Here is a 25,558-nt window from a genome sequence, read left to right on the forward strand (position 1 = left end):
GTCCTGTCGGGTCAGGCGGTCAGCACGACATCGTCCAGCACGATGGCGGTGCCGTCCGCGGTGGTGATGCTGATCGCGTAGATGTCGTCGAAGATCGTCGGGTCCGGGTTCGCGCCGGTGAGGCCGAGGCCGAAGTCGAGGGCGGTGAAGTCGATCTGGCTTGCCGGGGTCGAAGCGTCCACGATGAAGTCGAAGCTGTCGACCGCGACGAGCGAGGCGAAGTAGTCCGAGAGGCCCGGGTTGTTCGTGTTCGCCGTCTCCACGACACCGATGGTGTAGACGGTGATCGTCACCGTCACCCCGTCACCGGCCACCGGGTTGAGCGACAGGCTGCTGACGTCGAACGCCGTGGCCGCAATCGCCGGCACCGGAATGCTTTGTCCCGGCAGGGTGGTCCCGATGAGCTGACCGGGCCCGCCGACACCGAAGGGCAGGCCGGGCGCGAGGATTGCGAAATCCTCGTCCGGTACTTCGACCACTTCCAGCACCGGGTTGCCTTCCTCGTCCCGCACGGGCTGGCCGAATTCGTCCAGTACCGGCGTCACGACGGTCTGGGTCGAGTAGGTCCCGACCAGCACATTGCCCCCGCCGCTCGTGGTCTGTCCGCCGACGATGCCGGTTGGCGCACGTCCGTCGCCCCCCAGTTCGTCGGTCTCGATCGCCGTGGCGACGCCGCTGAAGTCGAAGCCCATGCTCCCGGGGACCGGGCCCTGGAACTCCGGATCGGCGAACTGGAACTCCTCGAAGTCGAGCACGTAGGTGGTGTCGGGCGCGGGGCCGTCCGCCGGGTTCACGTAGTTGTAGACGATCTGACCGGCGGCAGAGGCGGTGCCGTCCGAGACCGTGTACCCGATCACCCCGATCCGGGAATCGCCATCCGGCACCGGGATCGCCGTCAGATCGACGGTCAGGATGCCGGTGACATCGTTGTAGCTGAGCGCGCCATCGGCGAGGATCGGCTGGCCGGTCGCCTCGTCGAAGCCGATCTGAAGCCCGCCGATGGTCACCACGAGGTCAGCGTCGGCGGTCTCGGCATCGGCGATCAGGGCGAACATGTCGACGGTCAGCGTGGTCGACGCCGGATCGTCGATGATGATGTCCGTCGGCTCGGGCCCGGTGGGCAGGCTGATCGCGGTGGGCGGCGTGTTGCCGGTCCCCGGCGTGTCCCCGGTCAGATCCAGCGTGATGGTGTTCGTCGCGGTCAGACCCGCGGCATCGCGCACCACGTAGGTCAGCACGAAGGTGCCGGTTTCGCCTTCTTCCAGCCCGAAGATCGCCGGATCGAAGGACAGGGTGCCGCCGTCGCCCGCGGTGATGCCGCCGCTGAACGGCACCGCAACCGGCGTTCCGCCGATGTCGCGGGTCAGGCTGGTGATGGTCAGCACGTCTCCGGTGGCGGTGTCCGGGTCGGAGACCAGTCCGGCGAGCGAGACGGACACGGGGCCGTCGCCTTCGTCGGCGACGACCGTGATCGCCGAGGCGACCGGCGGCGCGTTCACGGGTGGCGGGGTGTCGCCGCCATTCACCGTCACCGGCACGATCCCGCTATCGCTGTTGTTGGCCGCGCCGCTGTCATCGGTCACGAGGTACTGGAAGGTCACCGAGACGCTCTGACCATCCGAAAGCCCGAGGTCCGCCGGGTCGATCCGGATCAGCCCGGGGCCGACGAGGGTGAAGGGAATGGGCGCGCTGTCCCGGGTCAGGACGATGTTGGAGAAGGTCAGCGCGTCGCCATCGATGTCCGTGGCCTGCGTGCTCAGGTCGATGATCGTGACGCCATCACCTTCGTTGATTGTCACCGGGATGTCGAGCGACTGCGGCGCATCGTTGACCGGGTTCACCGTGACCGCCACGGTGGCCGTCGACGTCAGCCCGCCGCTGTCGGTGATCTCGTAGGTGATGGTGTCGCTGCCGAAGTAGTTCGGATCGGGCGTGTAGAGCAACTGCCCGTTTGCCTGTACCGCGACGGTGCCGTTGAGCGCGGTGGCCGAGGTTACGGTCAGCGTGTCGCCGATATCCACGTCGCTGTCATTGCCGAGCACGTCGATCAGTGTCGGCGTGTCCTCGTTGACCGTCGCCGTGTCGCTCTGGGCGACCGGCGGATCGTTGACCGGATTGACCGTCACGGTCACCGTGGCGGTATCGGTCAGGCCGGTGCTGTCGGTGATCTCATAGGTGATGGTATCGGTGCCGTTGAAGTTCAGGTTCGGCGTGTAGGTCAGTTGGCCGTCCAGTTCGATCACCACCGTGCCGTTCGCCGCGGAGGCGTCCGTAACGCTGATGGTATCGCCGATGTCGACGTCATAGTCATTGCCGAGCACGGCGAAGGTGACGGCGGTGTCCTCGTCGGTTGTCGCCGAGTCATCCTCCGCCACCGGCGCGTCCGGCACGGGGTTGACCGTGACGGTCACCGTGGCGGTGGAGGTCAGGCCGCCGAGGTCGGTGATCTCGTAGGTGATGGTGTCGGTGCCGTTGAAGTTCGGGTCCGGCGTGTAGAGCAACTGCCCGTCCGCCTGGACCACGACAGTGCCGTTGGCGGCGCTGGCCGCGGTGACGCCGATGATGTCGCCCAGGTCCACGTCGCTGTCGTTGCCCAGCACGTCGATCAGGGTGGCGACGTCCTCGTCGGTGGTTGCCGCGTCATCCTCCGCGACGGGCGCGTCATTCACGCCGGTGACCGTGACCGCCAGTTCGACCATGGAAGTATTGCCATTGGCGTCGGCGATCTGGACGCTGATCAGTTCCACGGCACTGGTGCCCGCCGCGAGATACTCGAACTGGCCCGCCGGATCGAACTGGAACTCGAAGGCCGAACCGCTGCCGACTGCCGGGGTCAGCGGCGTCGTGGAGACAAGCGTGATGGTGCCGGGACCGGCGTAGGTCACCACCGGGGCCTGCAGGGCATCCCCCTCGAAGTCGTAGGCGTTTACGATGAAGGTCCCGGGGCTGTCCTCGTTCGTGTTGCCGCCCGCGCTGGTGATCAGCGGGGCGTTGTCCTGCCCGATCAGGTACAGGAAGTCGTCGAACTGCAGCGCCTCGACCTTCTTCAGCTCGTCCGTACCCTCGTTTCCGTCCGTGGTGTTCAGGTCGGTGATGAAGACGGTGTTCGTGCCGCCGCTCGGCGGTGAAAACACGAAGTCGAGGATCGAGCCGTCGTAGACCGCCGTGTCGAAACCCTTGTCGCCGTCGATGAAATCGTCGCCCGGGCCACCCTTGACGGTGTCGTCGCCCTGATCGGCAGAGATGTTGTCGTCGCCGTCCAGACCAAGGATGGAGTCATTGCCCTTCTTGCCTTGGATCCTGTCGTCCTCGTCCGTGCCGGTCAGCGTGTTGCCCCCGGCGTCCCCCGCGATGAGAAAGGCGTTCTGACCGACCGACACGCTTTGGGTCGCGCTGCCCGGTTCTTCACCGGAAGACGATCCGCCCTGAGATGCCTTGAAGACGTCCGGCACCGACGCCGTCCCGTCAGAATTCCATGGAAGTTGAAACCGGAATGTCGCAATGTCCGGACCCTTGCCGGATTGCCCGGCTGATACGGTCGAGAAAAACGAAGAGCTGAACGGAAAACCCATGACACCACCCCCCAATATTTGAAATGTCTTCGAAAATGCTACCATGGCCGCTTGCCGTTGCGTCAAAAAAAAATGGGGTTTCCCGATTTCCGGGAGAGATCCCGCATTTCGTGGGTCGTGAGGGTCAGGGCTGCCCCGATCGGGGTGCAGAGGATGGATTGTCAATACTTTGAATCAAATGATGTTTTTGGAACGATATCCCGTGCCGCGTGACTGGGCGCCCCGGGAGGGCATCTGGGCGAGCCGTTGGAGCGTGTGCAATCAATGCGCGAATGTCTTGCCAGGGGTATTATGCAGGCGTGTGGTTCTGTTGCAAAAAGGCTGACCACCGCGGTAGCGCGGCCCCTCCGCCAGAGGTGTTTCGCGGCCGCCGCGAAGGACGGCACAGGGGAGTCGAAACCGCTGTGGCCGGGTCTGCGAATTCCGTGATGCCGATTTTTCTGGCCAGAGACGCAACTCCGCAGGCATCTGGCGAATTGATTTATCCGGTTCGCCGAAAGTGCCCGTCCATGTCCTGCAGAACATCCCATGCCAGTCGCGGCTGTTCGCCCGGATAGCGTAACGAACGACGAGAAATCGAAATCAATCACCAGTCAGAGCGCTGTTGCGCAAAGAAACGGGTGAGCATACGTCCCAGTCCCCGGGTGGATTTCGCCGATGACCTCGGCAACGGGTATGCCAGGGGCTGTGTCCCTATCAGGGATGCCGACACGGTTTGGATTTCCGCGACCTGACGCTCGAAGTCCCGTATGTGAGACCTCGCCCCGGCAACTTTATGCCATGCGTCCTGGTGGTCACACGGCGTCTTCGGAAGTATCCGCTCCACCCCCGCCGGGCGGCGGGGCCGGGGTATCGCGATGCTTTGACGGCCTCGTCGCGGGCAACGGCCCCGGCGCTGATGGTTTCCAAGGTTTGGCGTTCTTGCGCGGAGGAATGATGGCAGCGGTGCCGCGCCAGCAATCGCGTCACGGCGTCCGCGTGTGTCGCAGGCTACCCGGGGGTCACGGATCCGATGGCCTGACTCGATGGACGGACGGGACGGGATTTGACCGAGACTCCGGCAACAGGGGCGCATCGCCCATGTGGCGCGTCGTCACCTCCATGGTCCCGACATCCAGCGGTTCCTCGTCGATCCCTGTGTGTATCTTGCGCCAAATCGGACGCTTCACGCCGCCATGCTTTCGGACATGAGTGGTCCTGAACGACCGCATCGTCAGATGTCCTTGACCAGACGCAGCGCGTCGTAGATCGCGGCGTGGGTGTTGCGGGCGCTGACGGCGTCGCCGATGCGGAACAGTTGGAAGGTGCCTTGCGCGTTGCGGATCACGGTCTGCGGGCGGCCCTCGATCAGGGCGTCATGGTCGACCGCGCCGCCGTTCGACGACAGGTCCTTCAGGTCGAAATACAGGTCGTCCAGCGGCAGCGTGCCGTAGTTCACCACAACCTGATCGTAGGTCTTCTCGCTGGTGAATCCGCTGTAATCCGTGCCGACGGTGGCCTTCAGCCGGTTGCCGTCCTTCTCCACCGCCTTGAGGCGGCGGGTGACGGTGAAGGTCACGTCCTTGTCCTGCAGCGCCCGCATGTAGGGCACGAGGTTCATGGCCATGATGTCGGGGGCGAAGGTGCGGTCCGGGGTCATGACCTCGACTTTCACCCCGGCATTGGCGGCGACTTCCGCCGCCATCAGGCCCGGATGGTCGCCGCTCTCGTCATAGATCAGCACGTCCTGCCCGGGCTTCACGTCGCCCGAGATCAGGTCCCAGGCGGAGACCACGAGCGGCTGTTCGCTGCGGTCCTCGAACAGGCCGGTGTTCGGCAGGCCGCCGGTGGCGACGATCACCACATCGGGGTTCAGCGCGGTCACGTCCGCCGCCTCGGCCCAGGTGTTGAAGTGGAAGGTCACGTCGCGCGCCGCACATTGCGCCATGCGCCAGTCGATGATCGAGATCATCTCGCGGCGGCGCGGGTTCTGCGCGGTCAGACGGACCTGGCCACCGGGATCGGGTTGCACTTCGAAGACCGTCACGGCATGGCCGCGCTCGGCGGCCACGCGGGCGGCTTCGAGACCGGCGGGACCGGCGCCGACGATCACCACCTTCTTTGCCTCTGCGGCGGGGGTGATGGTGTGCGGCATGGTCAACTCGCGGCCCGTCGCCGGGTTGTGGATGCACAGCGCCTCACCTGCCTGGTAGATGCGATCCAGACAGTAGGTCGCGCCGACGCAGGGGCGGATGTCGTCCTCGCGCCCCTCCATGATCTTTTTGACCACATGCGGGTCGGCCATGTGGGCGCGGGTCATGCCGACCATGTCCAGCAGGCCGCTGGCCACCGCGTGACGGGCTGTTGCCACGTCGGGGATCTTGGCGGCATGGAAGGTGGGCATGCCCGTCGCCGCCTTGACCGCCCCGGCGAAATCCAGATGCGGGGCGTTCTTCATGCCCTGCACCGGGATCACGTCCGTCATCGCCGGATCGGTATGGATGCGTCCGCGGATCACGTTGAGGAAGTCGACCATGCCGCAGTCGGCCAGTTTCTTCGAAATCTCGATGCCCTCTTCGGCGGTGATTCCGCCCGCCTCGGCCTCGTCTGCCGTGTAGCGGATGCCGACGATGAAGTCGTTGCCCACCCGTTTGCGGATGCCGCTCAGCACATCCATCAGCAGCTTCATCCGGCTGTCGAGGCTTTGCCCACCATAGGGACCGTCCAGATCGTTGGTCAGGGGCGACCAGAACTGATCGAGCAGGTGGCCGTAGACCTGCAACTCGATGCCATCCATGCCGCCCGCCATCATCCGCTCGGTGGCATCGGCGAAATCGGTGATGATGCGCTCGATATCCCAATCCTCGGCGCGTTTCGGGAAGGCGCGGTGGGCCGGTTCGCGGTGCAGCGTGGACGAGACCGAGGGCAGCCACGCGCCCTTGTCCCAGCGGGTCCGGCGGCCGAGATGCGTCAGCTGGATCATCACCGCGCAGCCGTGATCGTGGCAGGCATCGGTCAGTTGCTTGATATAAGGCACCACCTCGTCCTTGTAGGCGAGGATGTTGTTGAAGACCGGAGGGCTGTCCTTCGACACCGCCGCCGAGCCCGCGGTCATCGCCAGCGCCACGCCCGCCTTCGCCCGTTCCGCGTGGTAGGCGGCATAGCGTGCCTTCGGCATGCCGTCCTCGGGATACGCCGGTTCGTGGCTGGTGGTCATGATGCGGTTGCGCAGCGTCAGGTGCTTGAGCTGGTACGGCTGGAGGAGCGGGTCGGTGGACATGGGCGTGCCTTTCGGGAGTGATGGCCTGATCATTCGAGAAATGTTCACATGTGTCAATTAAAAGATCACCCATGTCCATTTCCCTTGTGAAGGCCCGCCCCGGCGGCTACGCTGCGCCTCATGACAGACCAGACAGACCAGACCCTCTCCGACGAAAAGACCACCGGCTGGCGCGGCTCGCGCGAGGTCTGGCTGGCCGCCGCACGCCAAGCCTTAATCCAGTCCGGCGTCGACGCGGTCAAAATCCAACCGTTGGCCACCGGGCTGGCCCTGTCGCGCACCAGCTTCTACTGGTTCTTCAAGGACCGGAAGGCGCTGCTGGAGGCGCTGCTCGAAGACTGGGACGCCAAGAACACCGGCGCTTTCGTCGACGCCTGCGCGGCCTATGCCGAGACCATTTCCGAGGCGATTCTGAACCTGATCGTCGTGTTCCAAGACGAGGCGCTGTTCGAGCCGCAGCTCGATTTTGCGATCCGGGGCTGGGCGCATCAGTCGGACGGGGTGGCGGCGCGGGTCCATGCGGCGGACGAGGTGAGGATCGACGCGATCCGCGCCATGTTCGCACGGTTCGGGTTCGCCGAGGACGAGGCGGATGTCCGCGCCCGGACGGTCTACCTGACGCAGATTGGCTATATCTCGATGCAGGTGCGGGAGAGCGTCGGCGTGCGGATGGCGCGGGCGCCGGGCTACGTGAAGACGTTCTGCGGCCAGGCGCCGACTGACAGCGAACTGGCCCGCTTTCACGCCCGTCTGAAATTCGATCCTGCCCTCTGACCCGCGAAAAACCCATGCGCTACATCTCCTATGACGACACGATTGCGCGGCTGTCCTGGCCCGACGCGGTCGAGGCCTTGCGGGCGGGTCACCGTCTGCCGCGCGCGCAGATCGCCGACATGTTTCTGGGCGAGGCAACGGGCAACCTGCTGAGCCGAGGTGCCTGGATCGAGGGCCTGGGCTTTTGTGTGAAATCCGTGACGATCTTCAACGAAAATCCGCAGCACGGCCTGCCGACGATTCAGGGCGCTATGCTGGTCTTTGACGCTGTCAATGGCGCGCTGGAGGCCGTGGTCGATGGCAGTCTGGTGACCGAGATCAAGACCGCCGCCGACTCCGTGCTCGGCGCTCTGTGCCTCGCGCGGCCCGACAGCCGGCACCTGCTGATCGTTGGCGGCGGTCCGGTCGCCCGCAGCCTGATCAAGGCTTACCCGGCGGCGTTCCCCGGTCTCGACCGTATCTCGCTGTGGACCCGCCGCCCCGAACAGGCGCAGGCACTGGCCGCCGAGTTCGACGGTACCGTCGAGGCCGTCACCGACCTGCGCGACGCGGCCGGGCAGGCGGACATCATCAGCACGGCAACGCTGGCCCGCGCCCCGGTGCTGCATGGCGACTGGATCAAACCCGGAACCCACGTCGACCTGATCGGCGCCTACACCCCCGATATGCGCGAGGCGGATGACACCCTGATGGCGCGCGCCTCGGTCTATGTCGACTGCCGCGAGACCACGATCGGGCATATTGGCGAGTTGATGATCCCGATGGCCGGCGGCGTCATCACGGAGGCGAGCGTGTTGGGGGATCTGTATGACCTTGTGAACGGCGGCGCGTCGGCACGGACGTCGCCTGAGGCGATCACGGTCTTCAAGAATGGCGGCGGCGCCCACCTCGACCTGATGATCGCCCGCTATATTGCTGCGGCGACGTCACAGGACGGAGACCTGAAAGGGGAAGGTCAGAGAATGACATCGTGACGAACAGGACGGGGCGCGGCGGAATACCGGTACCCGTGGGTTTGGCTTTATTGTCATTGGTGGTATCCTGCCGAAAGGGTGCAGGGCCGTCATGTTTCGATGCGAAAGCCTGTGTCGATCCGGTCCCGAAAACGGTTGTCCGCTCCGCGGATCATGCGCCGGTCATGAAGGACAGGGCCGGGACAGGTGCCCTGCGGCGCGATTGGGCCGGGGCGCCGCAACGCCCCGGCCCGGATCGTCTTACTTCCAGGACGCGATCAGCTCGTCATAGCTGACGGTCTTGGGCTCTTCGTCCTCGTTCTCCAGCTTGGGGTAGGGCGCTCCGGGCTGGTCGAACCAGTACTGCGCGTCCCGCTCCTCGTTCAGCTTCGGACCGATGTCACCCTGGATGCCGGCACGCTCCAGACGCTCCAGAACCCGTTCCTGGTCCGCGCAGAGCGCATCAAGCGCTTCCTGCGGGGTCTTGGCACCGGACATCGCGTCGCCGATGTTCTGCCACCACAGCTGCGCCAGCTTCGGGTAGTCCGGCACGTTGGTACCGGTCGGCGACCAGGCCACGCGGGCGGGTGAGCGGTAGAACTCGACCAGACCGCCCAGCTTGTCCGCGCGGTCGGTGAAGCTCTGGTGCTGCACGGTCGACTCGCGGATGAAGGTCAGGCCGACGTGCGACTTCTTCACGTCCACGGTCTTCGACGTGACGAACTGGGCATAGAGCCAGGCCGCCTGCGCCCGATCCACCGGGGTGGACTTCATCAGCGTCCAGGAGCCTGCATCCTGATAGCCGACCTTCTGGCCTTCCTTCCAGTAGACGCCATGCGGCGAGGGGGCCATGCGCCACTTCGGCGTGCCGTCCTCGTTCATCACCGGCAGACCCGGCTTGACCGTGTCGGCGGTGAAGGCGGTGTACCAGAACATCTGCTGGGCGATGTTGCCTTGCGCCGGGATCGGGCCTGCCTCGGAGAAGGTCATGCCGGCGGCGGCGGGCGGCGTGTACTTCTGCAGCCACTCGATCGCCTTGGTCACGGCATAGACCGCAGCGGGGGCGTTGGTCGCACCACCACGGGCCACGCAGGAGCCGGTGGGCTGGGACTGCTCGTTCACGCGGATGCCCCATTCGTCGACCGGAAGGCCGTTCGGTTCACCCACGTCGCCCATGCCGGCCATGGACATCCACGCATCGGTGTAGCGCCAGCCGAGCGAGGGGTCCTTCTTGCCGTAGTCCATGTTGCCGAAGACCTCGCCTTCGACACCCATGTGCGACAGGTCGCGCCCAGTGAAGAATTCGGCGATGTCCTCATAGGCCGACCAGTTGACCGGCACGCCGAGGTCGTAGCCGTACTTCTCCTTGAAGTCGGCCTTGTTTTTCTCGTCGTTGAACCAGTCGTAGCGGAACCAGTAGAGGTTCGCGAACTGCTGGGTCGGCAGCTGGTAGACCTTGCCGTCCGGGCCGGTGGTGAAGCTCAGGCCGATGAAGTCGTCGAGATCCAGTGTCGGCGAGGTGACGCTGGCGCCTTCTCCGGCGATCCAGTCGGTCAGGTTGCGCACCTGCTGGTAGCGCCAGTGGGTGCCGATCAGGTCGCTGTCGTTGATGTAGCCGTCGTAGATGTTCTCGCCGGACTGCATCTGTGTCTGGAGTTTCTCCACCACGTCGCCTTCGCCGATCAGGTCGTGGGTGACCTTGATGCCGGTGATGGCGGTGAAGGCCGGCGCGAGCACCTGGCTTTCGTATTCATGCGTGGTGATGGTTTCGGAGACGACCTTGATCTCCATGCCCTGGAACGGCTGGGCCGCGTCGACGAAGAATTGCATCTCCGCTTCCTGCTCGGCGCGGGACAGCGACGACAGATCGCCGATTTCCGCGTCGAGGAAGGCTTTCGCCGCCTCCATGTCCGCAAACGCGCCGCTCCCCGTGAGGGCGAGCGCCACCGCCAATGCGGTGGTCGATTTCAATGCCAAGTTCATGTTGGTCCTCCCATTGTCGAACTTTGGTTGTGTTGGGTAGCGTCCCCGGGGTTCTCCTGACCCTGTTTCGGGGGCGCCGCCGTTTCCTGTCATACCCAGCGGAACACCGCCGCCGCGTAGACCGCGCAGACCGCCAGGGCCCACGGCTGCGTGTCGGGGCCGACAAGGCCGAGCCACGCGAGATTGATGAACGCGCTGCCGAGCAGCGTGATGAAGAGGCGGTCGCCTCTGGTGGTTTCGATGCGCAGCACGCCGGTGCGCGGCGTCTCCGGAAACTTGATCGCCAGCACCGTGAAGGTGATCAGTAACGCGGCGATGACGGCGAAGAAGATCGCGGTCGGCAGGGTCCAGGCCATCCAGTCCATGTTATGCGCTCCTTTATCCGCTGATAGATTTCGTAAAGCCGCCCAGAATGCCTCCAAAGAACGTTCCGGCGTTAGCATACCCGGTGCCATTTGAGTTGGCTTCCTTCACCGCCGCACCTAAGGTCAGCTCACCGTCAAACTTTTCAGAAAGCAGTTTGAAGCCCTTTGAAGTTAGAAAAAAACTTCGGGCGAAGATTGTGTTGTCTTTCTGAGAAAACTGGTTTTTTCGCTCGGTATAGCCTGAGGCGATTATACCCTCATATCCAAGCCACAACACTGCGTCCCGAAACAGCCGGTGACTGTCATCGTTTGCCTCATACCCAAGTTCTCTCACAGAAAATGTCTGCCTAGTGACACCGCCATCTGCAAGATGGCCGATTATCATTGCGATCATCCGCTCGCTTTCGTTCAGTATTGAGTCGCTCATCACACCCTCCCGAGGGCAAAGCCCTTGGCGATGTAGTTGCGCACGAAATAGATCACGAGTGCGCCGGGCACGATGGTCAGCACGCCCGCCGCCGCCAGCACACCCCAGTCGATGCCGGAGGCGCCCTGGGTGCGGGTCATGATGGCGGCGATGGGCTTGGCATCCACCGTCGTCAGGGTGCGGGAGAGCAGCAGCTCCACCCAGCTGAACATGAAGCAGAAAAAGGCCGCGACGCCTATCCCGGACGCGATGAGCGGCGTGAAGATCTTCACGAAGAACGTCCCGAAGCCGTAGCCGTCGATATAGGCGGTCTCGTCGATCTCCTTCGGCACGCCGCGCATGAAGCCTTCCAGGATCCACACCGCCAAAGGCACGTTGAACAGGCAATGCGCCAGCGCGACGGCGATGTGGGTGTCGAACAGGCCCACGGAGGAGTAGAGCTGGAAGAAGGGCAGGGCGAAGACGGCTGGCGGCGCCATGCGGTTGGTCAGCAGCCAGAAGAACAGGTGCTTGTCGCCCATGAAGCTGTAGCGCGAGAAGGCGTAGGCGGCGGGCAGGGCGACGGCAAGGGAGATCACCGTGTTCATGCTGACGTAGATCAGCGAGTTGACATAGCCCATGTACCACGCGGGATCGGTGAGGATCGTGGCGTAGTTGTCGAAGGTCAGATCGCGCGGCCAGAGCGTGAAACTGTTGAGGATCTCCGTGTTGGTCTTCAGGCTCATGTTCAGCAGCCAGTAGATCGGCAGCAGCAGAAACAGCAGGTAGAGCGTCATCACCACGGCGCGGCCGTTGATCTTCGGCAGGGACAGCCCGCGCGATGCGGTGCGGGGTGCGGAAACGTCGGCCATCGCTCAGCCCTCCCGTTTGTCGAGGTTGGTCATCACGGTGTAGAACACCCAGCTGATGAGAAGGATCACGAGAAAGTACATGATCGAGAAGGCGGCGGCGGGTCCGAGGTCGAACTGCCCCAGCGCCATCTTGACGAGGTCGATGGACAGAAGCGTCGTGGCGTTGCCGGGGCCACCGCCGGTGACGACGAAGGGCTCGGTGTAGATCATGAAGCTGTCCATGAAGCGCAGCAGGATCGCGATCATCAGCACGCCCATCATCTTGGGCAGCTCGATGTATCGGAAGACCTTCCAGCGCGACGCCTGGTCGATCTTCGCCGCCTGGTAATAGGCGTCGGGGATGGACTTGAGCCCGGCGAAGGCCAGCAGCGCCACCAGCGAGGTCCAGTGCCAGACATCCATGACGACGATGGTGATCCACGCGGCAAGGGTGTCCTGCGTGTAGTTGTAGCTGATGCCGAGCGCGTCGAGCGTATGGCCGAGCAGGCCGATGTCGACCCGTCCGAAGATCTGCCAGATCGTGCCGACCACGTTCCACGGGATCAGCAGCGGCAACGACATCAGCACGAGGCAGAAGCTGGACCAGAAGCCGGATTTCGGCATGTTGAGCGCGACGAAGACGCCGAGCGGCACTTCGATGGCGAGGATGATGGCGGAGAACATCAGCTGGCGGCCAAGCGCGTTCCACATGCGCTCCGAGTCCAGCATTTCGGAGAACCACTCCAGCCCGGCCCAGAAGAACTGGTTGTTGCCGAAGGTGTCCTGCACCGAATAGTTGACCACGGTCATCAGCGGGATCACCGCCGAGAAGGCGACGAGCAGCAGTACCGGCAGAACGAGGAACCAGGCTTTCTGGTTGACGGTCTTTTCCATCATGCGGCTCCCGCGGTTTGAGCGTGCCCCTGCGGGGTGACCAGCCAGTCGTTGGCATAGACGTTCACATGGGGCGCATCGAAGGTGACACGGTTCATGTCGGCGCTGACCGCCTCGTCCTCACCGGCGATGATGTTGATGTCGAAGCCGAAGAATTCGGCGCGGATGATCTTGTGGCGGCCAACGTCCTCGACCCGGCGCACCTTTACCGGCAGGCCCTCGGTCTGGGACAGCCGGGCGTATTCCGGGCGCACACCAATGGCGACCTTGCCCTCGGGCGGCGCGTAGCCTTGAGCCAGTTGCACGTGGGAGCCGTTGATATAGGCCTTGTCCCCCTCGACGCGCGCCGGGATCACGTTCATGCCGGGCGAGCCGATGAAATAGCCGACGAAGGTGTGTTCAGGCCGCTCGAACAGTTCCTCGGGCGTGCCGATCTGCACCACGCGGCCATCGTACATCACCACTACCTTGTCCGCGAAGGTCAGCGCCTCTGTCTGGTCATGGGTGACGTAGATCATCGTATGACCGAAATCGCGGTGCAGCTTTTTCAGCTGGGTTCGCAGCTCCCATTTCATGTGCGGGTCGATCACGGTCAGCGGCTCGTCGAACAGCAGGGCGTTGACGTCCTTGCGGACCATGCCCCGGCCCAGCGAAATCTTCTGCTTGGCATCCGCCGTCAGCCCGCGCGCCTTCTTGCGCAGCATGTCCTCCATGCCGATCATCCGGGCGATTTCCTGCACGCGCTCCGCGACATACTTCTCGTCCCGGCCCCGGTTGCGCAGCGGGAAAGCGAGATTGTCGTGCACGCTCATGGTGTCGTAGACCACCGGGAACTGGAACACCTGCGCGATGTTGCGTTCGGCGGTGGGGGCGTGGGTCACGTCCTTGCCGTCGAACAGGATGCGCCCCTGCGACGGGTGCAGCAGCCCGGAAATGATGTTGAGCAGCGTGGACTTGCCACAGCCGGACGCGCCGAGCAGGGCATAGGCGGCGCCGTCGTCCCAATCGTGGTTCAGTTCCTTCAGCGCGAAGTCGTCCTCGCCGGCGGGATTGGCGAGGTAGGAGTGCGCGAGGTTGTCGAGGGTGATCTTGGCCATGGCGTCCTCCCTCAGGCCGCGAGCGCGTAGGCGGCAGGGGAGACAAGCGCCCCGTCCTCGCCGAAGATGTAGACATGCCGGGGGTCGAGATAGACATCGAGCGGTGCGCCGAGGTCGAGGTCATGCACCCCGTGGATCAGCCCGACCCAGCGCTGCCCCGCATGATCGAGGTGCACGAAGGTCTCCGAGCCGGTCAGTTCCGTGACCGAGAGCGTGGTGGAAAACTGCATGGCATCCGCCGAATGGCGGGTGATCTCCAGATGGTTGGGGCGGAACCCGGCGGTGTAGCGGCCATCCGCCAGTTCGGCCAACTTGCCGGTGGCGGTGGTGCCTTGTCCGTCGCCGAACATGAGGCGGGAGCCGGTCTTGGCGATCGGCAGGAAGTTCATCGGCGGATCGGAGAAGACCCGCGCCGTGGTGGCATCCACCGGCTTGCGGTAGACCGTCGGCGTCGGCCCGAACTGGGTGATCCGGCCTTCCCAGAGCGTGGCGACATTGCCGCCGAGCAGCAGCGCCTCCTCCGGTTCGGTGGTGGCATAGACGAAGATCGAGCCGGAGGCCTCGAAGATCTTCGGGATCTCCACGCGCAGTTCCTCGCGCAGCTTGTAGTCGAGGTTGGCCAGCGGCTCGTCGAGCAGCACCAGACCGGCGTTCTTGACCAGCGCCCGGGCGAGGGCGCAGCGCTGCTGCTGGCCGCCCGACAACTCCAGCGGCTTGCGGGACAGCATCGGCGTGAGTTTCATCAGCTCGGCGGTCTCGCGGACGCGGCGGTCGATTTCCGCCTTTGCCACGCCCATCAGGCGCATGGGGGAGGCGATGTTGTCGTAAACGCTCATCGACGGGTAATTGATGAACTGCTGATACACCATGGCGACCTTGCGGTCCTGCACCCGCATGCCGGTCACATCCTCGCCGTTCCAGAAAACCTGGCCGGTCGCAGGCACGTCGAGACCGGCCATCAGGCGCATCAGCGAGGTCTTCCCGGACAAGGTCGGCCCGAGCAGCACGTTCATCGTGCCCTTTTCCAGCGTCAGATCCGTGGGGTGGATGTGCGTCTGCCCCTCGACGGTCTTCGATACGCCCTTAAGTTCCAGCGTCATCGCGCCCTCCTCCTCATTCTGCTGCTGCGGACGTGGATTGGCGATGTGCCGCCATCCAGTCGTCTAGAGCGCGAATCTGTTCGCCCGTCAGCCGCAAGCCGAGCTTGTTGCGGCGCCAGACCACGTCTTCGGCCGTCCGCGCAAACTCGTGTTCCATCAGCCAGGCAACCTCCACCTGCGTCAGCGTGGCTCCGAAGTCCCGTCCGAGGTCGGCCGGGTCTTCAACCTTGCCGAGAACGCCTTTCGCTTCCGTACCATAGGCCCGCACCAGCCGCCGGGCCCAGAAATCGGTCAGGAACGGGTAGCGGCCCTTCAGGTCCGAGACCAGCGCAGCGACCCCGTCGACCGGGAAGTCCCCGCCGGGCAGGGGCACACCGGCGGTCCATTTGCCCTTGGGCAGGGACAGCTGCGTACCGATCTTTTCGAGCGCGCTTTCGGCGAGACGGCGATAGGTGGTGATCTTGCCGCCGAAGATGTTGAGAACCGGCGCCCCGGCGGAGGTATCCACCTTGAGCGTGTAATCGCGCGTGGCCGCCGTGGCGCTGCTGGCGCCGTCGTCGTACAGAGGACGCACGCCGGAGTAGGTCCAGACGATGTCGGACCGGGTCAGTTGACGCTTGAAATACTGGTTGGCGAACGCGAGCAGGTAGTCCTGCTCCGCGGGCGTGCACTCCGGCGTGTTCGACGGGTCGTCATGCTCTGCATCGGTCGTGCCGATCAACGTGTAGTCCGTCTCGTAGGGGATGGCGAAGATAATGCGGCCATCGGTCCCCTGAAAGAAGTAGCACTTGTCGTGGTCATACAACCTTTCCGTGACGATATGGCTGCCCCGCACCAGCCGAACACCCTCGCGCGCGTTCACCCGGACCTTGGTCCGGATTATGTCACCCACCCACGGCCCGCCGGCGTTGACCAGCATGCGGGCGTGGTGTGTCCTGACCTCATCGCTTTCGGAATTGCGCGTTTCGATGCGCCAAAGTCCGTTTTCGCTTGTCGCGCTCAGGACCTTCGTCCGGGTCATGATCCGGGCGCCGCGGGCTTCGGCGTCGCGGGCGTTGAGCACCACAAGCCGCGAGTCCTCGACCCAGCAATCGGAGTATTCGTAGGCCCGTGCAAAGCGGTCCTGCAGCGGGGCGCCCTCCGCCGTGCCACTCAGGGAGACAGTCGTCGTGCCGGGAAGGATGTGACGGCCGCCGAGGTGATCATACAAAAACAGCCCGAGCCGGATCAGCCAGGCCGGCCGGCGTCCCCGCATCCAGGGCATGAAGATCCCCAGAAGCTTTGACGTCGGCGTATCGGACTCGAACCGCATATCCTTATGATAAGGAAGAACAAAACGCATGGGCCAACTGATGTGTGGCATCGCCTTGAGCAGAGTTTCCCGCTCGATCAGCGCCTCGCGCACCAGTCGGAATTCGAAGAACTCGAGGTAACGAAGGCCGCCGTGAAACAGTTTGGTGGATGCCGAGGATGTGGCCGAGGCCAGGTCGTTCATTTCCGCCAGGGCGACGGACAATCCACGCCCCGCCGCATCCCGGGCGATGCCGCACCCGTTGATGCCACCGCCAATGATGAACAGGTCCAAGGGTTCGGCATCTTTGGAATGTTTCACGCGATTCTCCCCAAGCGCGTTTTGCACCATGTTTGTGACAAATGCGCCGCCATTTGGCAAGCGGTTGTTTTCGTTTTTGTTCGTTATTGGGTTTTGTCGCGAAATCATGGCGTTGTCTTGCAATCCGGGCGGCCAATGGGCCGTTCATTGGGTGATCTGGACAGATTATATTTGCCTTGCTGTTCGTTTTTTGTGAGTCTTCCCGTCAGACCGCGCGTCACGTTCCGCATCGGCGCGCAATCCGAAAGGCAAAGCATGTCGCAGACGTTCCGACATCCCGAAATCCTCGAAATCGCCCGCCGGGAGGGGAAGGTAACAGTCGACGGGCTCGCCCAGCATTTCGGCGTAACCCTGCAGACCATTCGCCGCGACCTGACCGATCTCGCGGAGGCGGGGCGGCTCGAGCGGGTGCATGGCGGCGCCGTGCTGCCCTCCGGCACCACAAACATCGGCTACGAGGAGCGCCGGAGCCTGAATCCGGACGCCAAACGTGCCATCGCCCGGGTCTGCGCGGCGGAAATCCCCAACGACATTTCGCTGTTCCTCAACATCGGCACGTCGACCGAGGCGGTGGCCGAGGAGCTGATGAACCACAAGAACCTGATGGTGGTGACGAACAACATGAACGTGGCTAACATCCTTGTCGGGAACAACGATTGCGAGATCATCGTGACGGGCGGGCAATTGCGCCGTGCGGACGGCGGTCTGGTCGGCAATCTCGCCGCCGAAACCATCCGACAGTTCAAGTTCGACCTCGCGGTGATCGGCTGTTCGGCGCTGGATCGGGAAGGGGATCTTCTGGATTTCGACATTCAGGAGGTGAGCGTCAGCAAGGCCATCCTGCGCCAGTCCCGCAAGACCTTTCTCGTTGCCGATCAGACGAAACTGTCGCGCAGCGCTCCGGCCCGCATCGCCTCGCTTGCCGATCTCGACACGTTCTTCACCGACCGCCCGTTGCCGGCCGATCTGAAGGCCGCCTGTCATTCGTGGCGCACGCGAGTCGTCGTTACGGGCGGCTGAGCTGACGCGCAAAGGCGCGGCAGGACTCGGTCGCAGACAGTCTCAAACGCATTCAACGCCTGCAGCTGCCTGAACGCGCCGCATCTTCGTCGTGCGGCGGAAGTCATTGCCTGTATTGCATTTTTGGATGGCCCGCAGCACGTCGTTCCGGCTTTCCGGTACGCTCGGATGGAGGGGGTAAAGTCGCGTATTGACAGATCTGCCGTGTTACATGTTACACATTTCAAACGCCGGGTCGTGAGTCCCGGCGCTTCGGGTGAGGGACCGGGGGAGGAGATCACAGATGACGGCAGCCGGCACATTGCGGGCGAGTCTGCAGGCGGGCAGCCTTGTCGTGGCGCCGGGCGCACCCGATGCGCTGACCGCGCGGCTTGTTCAGGGGCAGGGGTTCGACGCGGTCTACATGACCGGGCTCGGTGCAACGGCGACGCGACTCGGACAGCCCGACCTTGGCCTCATGACGCAGACCGAAATGGCGGACCACGCGCGGGCTTTCGTGCGGGCGGTGGACATTCCGGTGATCGCCGACGCGGATACCGGCTATGGCGGGGCGCTGAACGTGGCGCGGACCGTGCAGGAATACATGCTGGGCGGCGTCGCGGCGCTGCACCTGGAGGATCAAATCTCGCCCAAGCGCTGCGGGCAATTGGCCGGGGTGCGGCTGGTAACGCCCGAAGAGGGTGCGGCGCGTCTGGCGGCGGCGATGGACGCGCGGGGCGCCGGGGAGATCGTGCTGATCGGGCGCACGGATGCCTTGCCAGCCCTGGGAATGGACGAGGCGGTGGCGCGGGCGGCGCGGTATCGCGATACGGGCGTCGACCTGATCTTCGTCGACGGGGTAAAGACCCGAAGCGAGGTCGAGGAGATCGCGAAGCGGGTCGAGGGGCCGAAGGTGCTGAGCCTCGTGGACGGCACTGACGCGGCTCAGTTGAGCGTCGCAGACGTTCGGGAGCTTGGTTTCTCCGTGGTGATGTACGCGGTGACGACGCTGTTTGCCGCCGTCAAGGCGAGCAATGACGCGTTGGCGCGGCTGAAGGCGTCCGGCAAGCCGGGCGGCGGGGCGGCGCTGACCTATGCGGAGTTCTGCGAGGTGGTCGACCTTGCCGAGCATCAGGCCTTTGCCCACAGGCACGGCGAATGAGTGCGGTTGTCCTGATAACCGGCGGCGCCTCCGGCATAGGCCACGCCGTGGCGGAGAGGGTCGTGGCGCGGGGCGAGCGGGTCGTGCTCTGGGACGTCTCCGACGTCAAGCTGGCCGAGACCTGCGCGGTGCTGGGACCGCTGGCCGAGGGGCATGTGGTCGATGTCTCCGATGCGCAGGCGGTTGCCGAGGCCCCGATGGGCGGGGCGACGCATCTGGTGAACAACGCCGGGGTGCTCGGCCAGCGGATGGACTGGGCGGATCTCGACGCGGAGCACGTTCAGGGTGTGCTAGACGTCAATGTCGTCGGGGCGATGATGGTGACATCCGCCTTTCTCAAGGCCCGGGTGCCGCATCCGCAGGCGGCCATCGTCAACATGGCCTCGATCGCCGGCGAGAATGGCGGCGCGACCGGGTTTGCGACCTACGGCGCGTCGAAGGGCGCGATCATGGCGCTGACGCGGGCCATGGCGCGGGACTTCGCCGGTCAGATCCGGGTCAACGCCCTTGCCCCGGGCATCATCGACACGCCGATCCAGGACGCGGTGCTGACGTCTGCGCAGGCGCGGTCTGACATCGAGAAAGGCATTCCCATGGGTCGCATGGGAAGCCCGGACGAGGTGGCGGAGGCCGCCGAATGGCTGCTGTTCGGCGCTTCTTACGTCACGGGCGAAATCATCAAGGTTGCGGGAGGGCGGCGATGAAACTGGTCGACCTGTTCTTCAAGGGTCTGGAATGGCTGCTGGTGCTGCTTCTGGCAGGCATGACCGTGATGGTCTTTGCCAACGTGGTGCTGCGTTACGGCTTCGGGTCCGGGATCGACGTCAGCGAGGAGCTTTCGCGGTTCTTCTTCGTCTGGCTGATCTTCCTCGGCGCCATCGTCGCGATGCGTCATAACATGCACATGGGGTTCGACCTCGTCGTGACCATGGTGTCGCCGGGCAAGCGGCGGGTGTTGCTGACCGTCGCGAACCTGCTGGTCCTGGCGATGTGCGCCTTGGTCCTGATCGGCACGCTGCAGCAATTTCACGTCAACGCCACCAATATCGCGCCGGTGACGCGGATGCCGATGATCTGGGTCTTCGGCGTGCTGATCCCGATGTCGGCGCTGGTCGGGCTGATGGCGGCGATCCGGGCATTCGGATATGCCACCGGCCGCATCCAGGACGCGCCGGAACATGACGAGGAGATCCTCGAATGACGCTGCTTCTGTTCGTCGTTGTTCTTGGCGTGTCGCTGGTAATCGGCGTGCCGGTGGCCTTTGCCCTGCTGCTCTGCGCGGCGGCGATGGGTCTGCAGATGGACCTGTTCGATCCGCAGGTGATCTCGCAAAGGATGGTCGTGGGGGCGAACAACTTCTCGCTGCTTGCCATTCCGTTCTTCCTTCTGGCGGGCGAGTTGATGAACGCGGGCGGCATGTCGAAGCGGATCATCGGCTTTGCCATGGCCTTCGTCGGGCATGTGCGCGGGGGGCTGGGGGTTGTGGCGATCTTTGCAGCGATCATCCTCGCCTCGCTCTCCGGTTCGGCAGCGGCGGACAGTGCGGCACTCATCGCGATCATGCTGCCGATGATGAAGCAGTCGGGCCATGACGAGGCGCGCTCCGTGGGCCTGATGGCCTCCGGCGGCGTCATCGCGCCGATCATCCCGCCGTCGATCGCCTATATCATCTTCGCCGTGGCGACGAACCTGTCGATAACCCAGCTGTTCATGGCGGGTATCGTGCCCGGGGTCATGATGGGCCTTGGCGCAATCGTGGCCTGGCTGATCGTGGCGCGGCGCGACAAGGTCGAGCCTTTGGCGCGGCAGGGCTGGGGCGTGCGTCTCGGAGAGACGAAGAAGGCGCTCTGGTCGCTGGGCATGCCTGTCATCATCCTGGGCGGCATCCGCTTCGGTGTCGTGACCCCGACCGAAGCCGCCGTGATCGCCGCCGTCTATGCCATCTTCGTCGGCATGGTGGTGCACCGCGAGCTGAAGGTGAGCCACCTGTTCGAGGTGTTCCGCAAGGCCGCGCTGACCACGGCCGTGGTGATGATGCTGGCCGCAGCCGCGCTGGCGACCGCCTGGTTCATCACGCTGGCGGACCTGTCGGGCATCGTGCTGGACCTCGTTGGCCCGCTGGTGGACAGCCCGACGCTGCTGCTCATCGTCATCATGGCGCTGGTGCTGCTGATCGGGACCATGCTCGACATGGGGCCGACCATCCTGATCCTCGCCCCGGTGCTGCTGCCCGTGGTCGAGGAGGCGGGGATCGACCCGATCTATTTCGGCGTGCTCTTCGTCATCAACTGCGCCATCGGCCTCGTGACGCCGCCTGTAGGCATCGTGCTCAGCGTATCGGCAGGGGTCAGTGGCGTGCCGCTGCACCGGGTGGCCAAGGGGGCCGCGCCCTTCCTGATCGCGCAGATCACTGTGCTGGCGCTGCTGGTGCTGTTCCCGGAACTCGTCCTGACGCCGCTCGACTGGCTCAGGTGACCCGACCTTTTGAAGACCGAAAACAAGGAGGAGACTATCATGACACTGACCAGGACTTTCGCCGCGCTGGCGCTTTGCGCCACGGCTCTGACTTCCCCGGCGCTTGCCGCGGACTATGGCAAGCACACGTTCAAGGTATCGAGCGGCGCCGCCGAGGATCACCCGATTGCCACCGGCATCAAGTCGATGTCCGCCTGCCTCGAAGAGGGGTCCGGCGGCAACATGAAGATGCGCGGCTTCTATTCGGGCCAGCTCGGTGACGACGCCGATGCGACTCAGGCCACCCGCTCCGGCTCGATCGAGATGGTGGTGACCGGCTCCGCCGCGATTGCCGGCATCGAGCCGGCGCTGGGCGTGCTGACCCTGCCGTTCATGTTCGAGAACGACGCGGAGGTCGACGCGATCATGACCGGGCCGTTCTTCGATTACGTGGCGGAGAAGATGCCGCAGCACGATCTGGTCATGCTGTCGATGTGGGAAAACGGTTTCCGCAACGCCACCAACTCCAAGCACCCGATCAAGGCGGTTTCCGACTTCGAGGGGCTGAACTTCCGCGTCATGCAGAACCCGATCTTCCTCGACACCTTCCGCCGTCTCGGCGCGAACCCGGTGCCGATGGCCTTTGGCGAGGTCTTCACCGCGTTGGAGACCGGCGCCGTGGACGGGCAGGAAAACCCGTTGCCGCTGATCGAGGCCACGAAGTTCTACGAGGTGCAGAAATACCTGACCCTGACGCGCCACGCCTATTCGCCGAACCCGGTGCTGGTGAACCGGGGTGTGTGGGAGAGCCTGAACGCCGATGAACAGGCGCTGATGGCGTCTTGTGCGGCCTCCGCCCGCGATGCCCAGATCGAACGTTCCCGCGCCGCCGTGGGTGAGGCCGCCGCGAAGCTGACCGCCGAGGGCATGGAGATTTCCGAGATGCCGGCGGAAGAGATGACCAAGCTGCGCGAGCTGGTCTCTCCGGTCTGGGAAACCTCGATGGAGTCCGTTGGCAAGGAAAACTTCGACCGGCTCATGGAAGAGCTGGCCAAGATCCGCAACTGACCTCCTGACCGGCGCCCGCCCACTCCCCGGGCGCCGGTCCCTTTCCCTTCTTGCCGAGAGCCAACATGCCTTTGGACACGACCTCCTGCCTTGCCGATCTCGCCGCCGCCTTCTCCGGGCCCGCGCTGCTGACCGGCGACGACCGGCCCGCCCGGAATACGCATGATACGAGCTATCTTCCGGCGGTGACGCCGCTGGCGGTGGTGCGTCCGGGCTCGCCCGAGGAGGTGGCCACAGCGGTGGCGATCTGCGCCCGCCACGGCGTGCCGATGGTGCCGCAGGGCGGGCTGACCGGCCTCGCCGGGGGCAGCCATCCGCTTGAAGGCGCTGTGGCGATCTCGCTGGAGCGCCTGGGCGGGATCGAGGAGATCGACCAGGCCGCCGCCACCATGACCGTGCGGGTCGGAACGCCCCTGGAGGTGATCCAGAAGGCGGCGGACGAAGCAGGGTTCTTCTTCCCGCTGGACCTTGGTGCGCGCGGCTCCTGCCATATCGGCGGCAACATCGGCACCAATGCCGGGGGCAACCGGGTGATCCGCTACGGCATGACGCGCGAGATGATCCTCGGGCTGGAATACGTCCTGCCGGACGGCACGCTGATCAACGGCCTGAACAAGATGATCAAGAACAACGCCGGGTATGACCTCAAGCAACTGTTCATCGGCTCCGAAGGCACGCTCGGCATCGTCACCCGCGCTGTGCTGCGGATGCACCCGAAACCGGGCTGCGTGAACGCGGCGCTCTGCGGGCTGAATTCCTATGACGATGTGCTGAAACTGCTGGCAGCGGCGCGGCGCGGGCTGGGGCCGATGCTTTCCGCCTTCGAGGTGATGTGGCCGGATTACTGGCAGGTCGTGACGCAAGAGGTCGGCACCCGCAGCCCGCTCGAAGGCCAGCACGCCATGTATGTCCTGCTCGAATCGCAGGGTCTGGACGAGGCCATCGACGGCCCGCGCTTCATGGCCTGGATCGAGGCGCAGTTCGAGGCGGGCGTGATCGCGGACGCGGCCATCTCGCAGAGCCTTCAGGACGTCAAGGACTTCTGGGGCGTGCGCGACGCCTGCGCCGAGTTCACCACGGTGCTCGGCCCGCATTGCGCCTTCGACATCGGTTTGCCGCAGTCCGGCATGAACGCCTTTGCAGACGCTTGCCGGGCGCGGCTGAAGGAGGCCATGCCGGAGGCGCTCTCGGTCTATTACGGCCACATCGGCGATGGAAACCTGCATATCGTGGCGCTCGACCGCAGCGCGAGGCAGCAGCCGATGGACCGGATCAACCGCATCGTCTACGAGACGGTGCGGGAGTTCGGCGGCACGATCTCCGCGGAACACGGCATTGGTCTGCTGAAGAAACCGTATCTGCCCTACACCCGCAGCCCCGAGGAACTTGCGCTGATGGCGCGGATCAAGGTTGCGCTCGACCCCAAAGGCCTGCTCAATCCGGGCAAGGTCATAGACACTCCAACTTCCGAGGTTTCCGAATGAACGCCGTCAAATCCCGCCTGCTCAATGGCGAATTCATCACCGCCGCCTGGGCCGAGCTTGGCAATGCCGATGTGGCCGAGATCCTCGTCCGTCACGGCTGGCCCGTCGTGCTGATCGACGGCGAGCACGGCGTCGGCGATCTGGAAACCTGGGTCGCGGTGGCGCGGGCTGTCGAGGCGGCGGGCGGCGAGGTGATCCTGCGGGTACCGGACGGCACCGACACGATGCTGAAGAAGGTGCTGGACCGCGGCTTCCGCTCCATCGTCGTGCCGATGGTGAACACCGCGGAGCAGGCGGCGGCGATTGCACGCTCCTGCCATTACCCGCAGACCGGCAAGGGCGGCATCGGCCGGGGCTACGCCGCGCCCATCGTGCGCGGGTCCGGCTTCGGCACCCGTCCCGAGTATGCGAAGCGGACCGCCAACGAGGATGTTCTGGTCTTCGTGCAATGCGAGACCCCCGAGAGTGTCGCGGCGCTGCCGGAGATCTGCGCGGTCGAGGGCATCGACGGCGTCTTCCTCGGGCCGAACGATCTTGCCGCCACGCTGGGTCACATGGAGAACATGGACCATGCCGTGCCGCAGGCCGCCTTTGCCGAGGTCGAGGCCAAGGTCACGGCGGCGGGCAAGCTGCTGGCCACGGTGCCGGGCGGCGGGCGCAGCTGGGCGGACCTCCGGGCGAAGGGCTTCCACCTCGTGGCGGGGGTCAACGACATTTCGTTCCTGATGAACGCCGCCGCCGAGGCCGCCAAGGCGCGGGACGCCGAATTGGCCTGAGCGCCGTTGCCCGGCCCACTCCGGTGGGCTAGGCTCTCCTCCGACCTGAAAACGCGAGGCCCGCTGGCATGACCGCTGACCCCAAGATGCGCATCGAACAGCCGAGAACGCTGACGGAAATCGTCATCGAACGGCTGCGCGAGGCCATCATCGAGGGGCAGTATACCTTTGGCGAGAACATCTCCGAGGACAAGCTGGCGGCGGCCTTCGGGGTCAGCCGCACGCCGGTACGGGACGCGCTCAGCGCGTTGCAGTTCACCGGGTTGGTTACCGTGAGACCCAAGCGCGGCAGCTTCGTTTTCAGCCCCACGACCGAGGAAGTCGCGGAAATCTGCGATTACAGGCTGATGCTGGAGCGCGAAGCGCTGCGGCTGGCCATGCAGAAAAGTGCGGCACCGTTCCTGGATGCGCTGGACCACAGTATCGGACAGATGCGCGAGCGCATGGAGGCGGGGGACGAGTACGGCTATGTCCGGCTCGACACAGAATTCCACAACCTGTTCTTCGATTTCTGCGGCAACTCCCTGGTGCAGAACGCCTTTCACCTTGTGGAGGCGCGGATCGCCACGATCCGCACGGCGCTCAATGCCCGGTTCAAGCAGCGTCGGGAGGCGAGTTTCGATCAACACGTCGAGATCGTCGAAGGGCTCCGCGCCGGCGACTGGGCCCGGGTGGATGCGGTGCTCGGCAACCACATCACCTCGATCCGGTCGGACGCCATCGACGAATTGTCGAAGGCGGCGCAGTAG

General features: G+C 64.7%; 21 protein-coding genes. 11 read left to right on the top strand and 10 right to left on the bottom strand.

Annotated elements, in window-relative coordinates:
* Positions 1-11 precede the first annotated feature (11 nt).
* The gene (locus ACP159_RS13200; protein ID WP_425100193.1) at positions 12-3,452 is read right to left on the bottom strand and encodes an Ig-like domain-containing protein; all 3,441 of its coding nucleotides are present in this window, start codon (positions 3,450-3,452) and stop codon (positions 12-14) included.
* 1,333 nt (positions 3,453-4,785) lie between these two features.
* A complete protein-coding gene (locus ACP159_RS13205; RefSeq protein WP_425100194.1) occupies positions 4,786-6,831 on the bottom strand; it encodes an FAD-dependent oxidoreductase in 2,046 nt (681 codons plus the stop codon).
* Positions 6,832-6,951: 120 nt separating this feature from the next.
* On the opposite strand from ACP159_RS13205, the gene ACP159_RS13210 reads away from it, so the two are divergent.
* On the top strand, positions 6,952-7,605 hold the full coding sequence (locus ACP159_RS13210) for a TetR/AcrR family transcriptional regulator (RefSeq protein ID WP_425100195.1): 654 nt from the start codon (positions 6,952-6,954) through the stop codon (positions 7,603-7,605).
* Positions 7,606-7,619: 14 nt separating this feature from the next.
* The gene (locus ACP159_RS13215) at positions 7,620-8,579 is read left to right on the top strand and encodes an ornithine cyclodeaminase family protein (protein ID WP_425100196.1); all 960 of its coding nucleotides are present in this window, start codon (positions 7,620-7,622) and stop codon (positions 8,577-8,579) included.
* A 240-nt stretch (positions 8,580-8,819) separates the two neighbouring features.
* Here ACP159_RS13215 and ACP159_RS13220 read toward each other — a convergent pair whose 3' ends face one another.
* The 8 genes from ACP159_RS13220 to glpD all read right to left on the bottom strand — a co-directional run bounded on the left by ACP159_RS13220 (position 8,820) and on the right by glpD (position 16,866).
* Positions 8,820-10,541: a carbohydrate ABC transporter substrate-binding protein gene (locus ACP159_RS13220; protein ID WP_425100197.1), complete on the bottom strand. Its 1,722-nt coding sequence runs from the start codon at positions 10,539-10,541 to the stop codon at positions 8,820-8,822.
* An 89-nt stretch (positions 10,542-10,630) separates the two neighbouring features.
* Positions 10,631-10,906, bottom strand: a complete 276-nt coding sequence (locus tag ACP159_RS13225; RefSeq protein WP_425100198.1) for a DUF2160 domain-containing protein — start codon at positions 10,904-10,906, stop codon at positions 10,631-10,633.
* A gap of 13 nt (positions 10,907-10,919) precedes the next feature.
* Entirely contained in the window at positions 10,920-11,333 is a 414-nt protein-coding gene (locus ACP159_RS13230) for a hypothetical protein (RefSeq protein ID WP_425100199.1), read from the bottom strand.
* Complete coding sequence (locus ACP159_RS13235; protein ID WP_425100200.1) at positions 11,333-12,184, bottom strand: carbohydrate ABC transporter permease; 852 nt, start codon at positions 12,182-12,184, stop codon at positions 11,333-11,335. Before ACP159_RS13235 ends, ACP159_RS13230 begins: the two co-directional genes overlap by 1 nt.
* Positions 12,185-12,187: 3 nt before the next feature.
* Complete coding sequence (locus tag ACP159_RS13240) at positions 12,188-13,057, bottom strand: carbohydrate ABC transporter permease (protein WP_425100201.1); 870 nt, start codon at positions 13,055-13,057, stop codon at positions 12,188-12,190.
* A complete protein-coding gene (locus ACP159_RS13245; protein ID WP_425100202.1) occupies positions 13,057-14,154 on the bottom strand; it encodes an ABC transporter ATP-binding protein in 1,098 nt (365 codons plus the stop codon). The genes ACP159_RS13240 and ACP159_RS13245 overlap by 1 nt, the downstream gene beginning before the upstream one ends.
* Before the next feature lie 11 nt (positions 14,155-14,165).
* Positions 14,166-15,254 (bottom strand): ABC transporter ATP-binding protein, encoded by a 1,089-nt coding sequence (locus tag ACP159_RS13250; protein WP_425100203.1) that lies wholly within the window; start codon positions 15,252-15,254, stop codon positions 14,166-14,168.
* 13 nt (positions 15,255-15,267) lie between these two features.
* Positions 15,268-16,866: a glycerol-3-phosphate dehydrogenase gene (glpD, locus tag ACP159_RS13255; RefSeq protein WP_425100204.1), complete on the bottom strand. Its 1,599-nt coding sequence runs from the start codon at positions 16,864-16,866 to the stop codon at positions 15,268-15,270.
* Between the two features lie 255 nt (positions 16,867-17,121).
* Between glpD and ACP159_RS13260 the strand changes: the two genes are divergently transcribed.
* The 9 genes from ACP159_RS13260 (at position 17,122) to ACP159_RS13300 (ending at position 25,558) form a co-directional block, all read left to right on the top strand.
* Complete coding sequence (locus tag ACP159_RS13260) at positions 17,122-17,886, top strand: DeoR/GlpR family DNA-binding transcription regulator (RefSeq protein ID WP_425100205.1); 765 nt, start codon at positions 17,122-17,124, stop codon at positions 17,884-17,886.
* Positions 17,887-18,169: 283 nt separating this feature from the next.
* Positions 18,170-19,027, top strand: a complete 858-nt coding sequence (locus ACP159_RS13265) for an isocitrate lyase/PEP mutase family protein (protein WP_425100206.1) — start codon at positions 18,170-18,172, stop codon at positions 19,025-19,027.
* The gene (locus tag ACP159_RS13270) at positions 19,024-19,731 is read left to right on the top strand and encodes an SDR family NAD(P)-dependent oxidoreductase (protein ID WP_425100207.1); all 708 of its coding nucleotides are present in this window, start codon (positions 19,024-19,026) and stop codon (positions 19,729-19,731) included. The genes ACP159_RS13265 and ACP159_RS13270 overlap by 4 nt, the downstream gene beginning before the upstream one ends.
* Positions 19,728-20,228 carry a TRAP transporter small permease gene (locus tag ACP159_RS13275; protein WP_425100208.1) on the top strand — a complete coding sequence of 167 codons (501 nt, stop codon included), beginning with the start codon at positions 19,728-19,730 and terminating at the stop codon, positions 20,226-20,228. The genes ACP159_RS13270 and ACP159_RS13275 overlap by 4 nt, the downstream gene beginning before the upstream one ends.
* On the top strand, positions 20,225-21,502 hold the full coding sequence (locus tag ACP159_RS13280) for a TRAP transporter large permease (protein ID WP_425100209.1): 1,278 nt from the start codon (positions 20,225-20,227) through the stop codon (positions 21,500-21,502). The genes ACP159_RS13275 and ACP159_RS13280 overlap by 4 nt, the downstream gene beginning before the upstream one ends.
* 39 nt (positions 21,503-21,541) lie before the next feature.
* A complete protein-coding gene (gene dctP, locus ACP159_RS13285; protein WP_425100210.1) occupies positions 21,542-22,549 on the top strand; it encodes a TRAP transporter substrate-binding protein DctP in 1,008 nt (335 codons plus the stop codon).
* A 65-nt stretch (positions 22,550-22,614) separates the two neighbouring features.
* Positions 22,615-24,033: an FAD-binding oxidoreductase gene (locus tag ACP159_RS13290; protein ID WP_425100211.1), complete on the top strand. Its 1,419-nt coding sequence runs from the start codon at positions 22,615-22,617 to the stop codon at positions 24,031-24,033.
* Positions 24,030-24,809 carry an HpcH/HpaI aldolase family protein gene (locus tag ACP159_RS13295; RefSeq protein ID WP_425100212.1) on the top strand — a complete coding sequence of 260 codons (780 nt, stop codon included), beginning with the start codon at positions 24,030-24,032 and terminating at the stop codon, positions 24,807-24,809. The genes ACP159_RS13290 and ACP159_RS13295 overlap by 4 nt, the downstream gene beginning before the upstream one ends.
* 68 nt (positions 24,810-24,877) lie before the next feature.
* Complete coding sequence (locus ACP159_RS13300) at positions 24,878-25,558, top strand: GntR family transcriptional regulator (protein ID WP_425100213.1); 681 nt, start codon at positions 24,878-24,880, stop codon at positions 25,556-25,558.

This window comes from Tropicibacter sp. S64 (assembly GCF_049803835.1).
Classification (GTDB): domain Bacteria; phylum Pseudomonadota; class Alphaproteobacteria; order Rhodobacterales; family Rhodobacteraceae; genus Pacificoceanicola.

Excerpts from the sequence above, each read along its gene's own strand:
- dctP (WP_425100210.1), top strand. The coding sequence starts at position 21,542 with ATGACACTGACCAGGACTTTCGCCGCGCTGGCGCTTTGCGCCACGGCT.
- ACP159_RS13215 (WP_425100196.1), top strand. The coding sequence starts at position 7,620 with ATGCGCTACATCTCCTATGACGACACGATTGCGCGGCTGTCCTGGCCC.
- ACP159_RS13235 (WP_425100200.1), bottom strand. The coding sequence starts at position 12,184 with ATGGCCGACGTTTCCGCACCCCGCACCGCATCGCGCGGGCTGTCCCTG.
- ACP159_RS13205 (WP_425100194.1), bottom strand. The coding sequence starts at position 6,831 with ATGTCCACCGACCCGCTCCTCCAGCCGTACCAGCTCAAGCACCTGACG.
- ACP159_RS13250 (WP_425100203.1), bottom strand. The coding sequence starts at position 15,254 with ATGACGCTGGAACTTAAGGGCGTATCGAAGACCGTCGAGGGGCAGACG.
- ACP159_RS13300 (WP_425100213.1), top strand. The coding sequence starts at position 24,878 with ATGACCGCTGACCCCAAGATGCGCATCGAACAGCCGAGAACGCTGACG.
- ACP159_RS13275 (WP_425100208.1), top strand. The coding sequence starts at position 19,728 with ATGAAACTGGTCGACCTGTTCTTCAAGGGTCTGGAATGGCTGCTGGTG.
- ACP159_RS13230 (WP_425100199.1), bottom strand. The coding sequence starts at position 11,333 with ATGAGCGACTCAATACTGAACGAAAGCGAGCGGATGATCGCAATGATA.
- ACP159_RS13245 (WP_425100202.1), bottom strand. The coding sequence starts at position 14,154 with ATGGCCAAGATCACCCTCGACAACCTCGCGCACTCCTACCTCGCCAAT.
- ACP159_RS13225 (WP_425100198.1), bottom strand. The coding sequence starts at position 10,906 with ATGGACTGGATGGCCTGGACCCTGCCGACCGCGATCTTCTTCGCCGTC.
- ACP159_RS13260 (WP_425100205.1), top strand. The coding sequence starts at position 17,122 with ATGTCGCAGACGTTCCGACATCCCGAAATCCTCGAAATCGCCCGCCGG.
- ACP159_RS13295 (WP_425100212.1), top strand. The coding sequence starts at position 24,030 with ATGAACGCCGTCAAATCCCGCCTGCTCAATGGCGAATTCATCACCGCC.
- ACP159_RS13265 (WP_425100206.1), top strand. The coding sequence starts at position 18,170 with ATGACGGCAGCCGGCACATTGCGGGCGAGTCTGCAGGCGGGCAGCCTT.
- ACP159_RS13290 (WP_425100211.1), top strand. The coding sequence starts at position 22,615 with ATGCCTTTGGACACGACCTCCTGCCTTGCCGATCTCGCCGCCGCCTTC.
- ACP159_RS13220 (WP_425100197.1), bottom strand. The coding sequence starts at position 10,541 with ATGAACTTGGCATTGAAATCGACCACCGCATTGGCGGTGGCGCTCGCC.
- ACP159_RS13240 (WP_425100201.1), bottom strand. The coding sequence starts at position 13,057 with ATGGAAAAGACCGTCAACCAGAAAGCCTGGTTCCTCGTTCTGCCGGTA.
- ACP159_RS13280 (WP_425100209.1), top strand. The coding sequence starts at position 20,225 with ATGACGCTGCTTCTGTTCGTCGTTGTTCTTGGCGTGTCGCTGGTAATC.
- ACP159_RS13270 (WP_425100207.1), top strand. The coding sequence starts at position 19,024 with ATGAGTGCGGTTGTCCTGATAACCGGCGGCGCCTCCGGCATAGGCCAC.
- ACP159_RS13210 (WP_425100195.1), top strand. The coding sequence starts at position 6,952 with ATGACAGACCAGACAGACCAGACCCTCTCCGACGAAAAGACCACCGGC.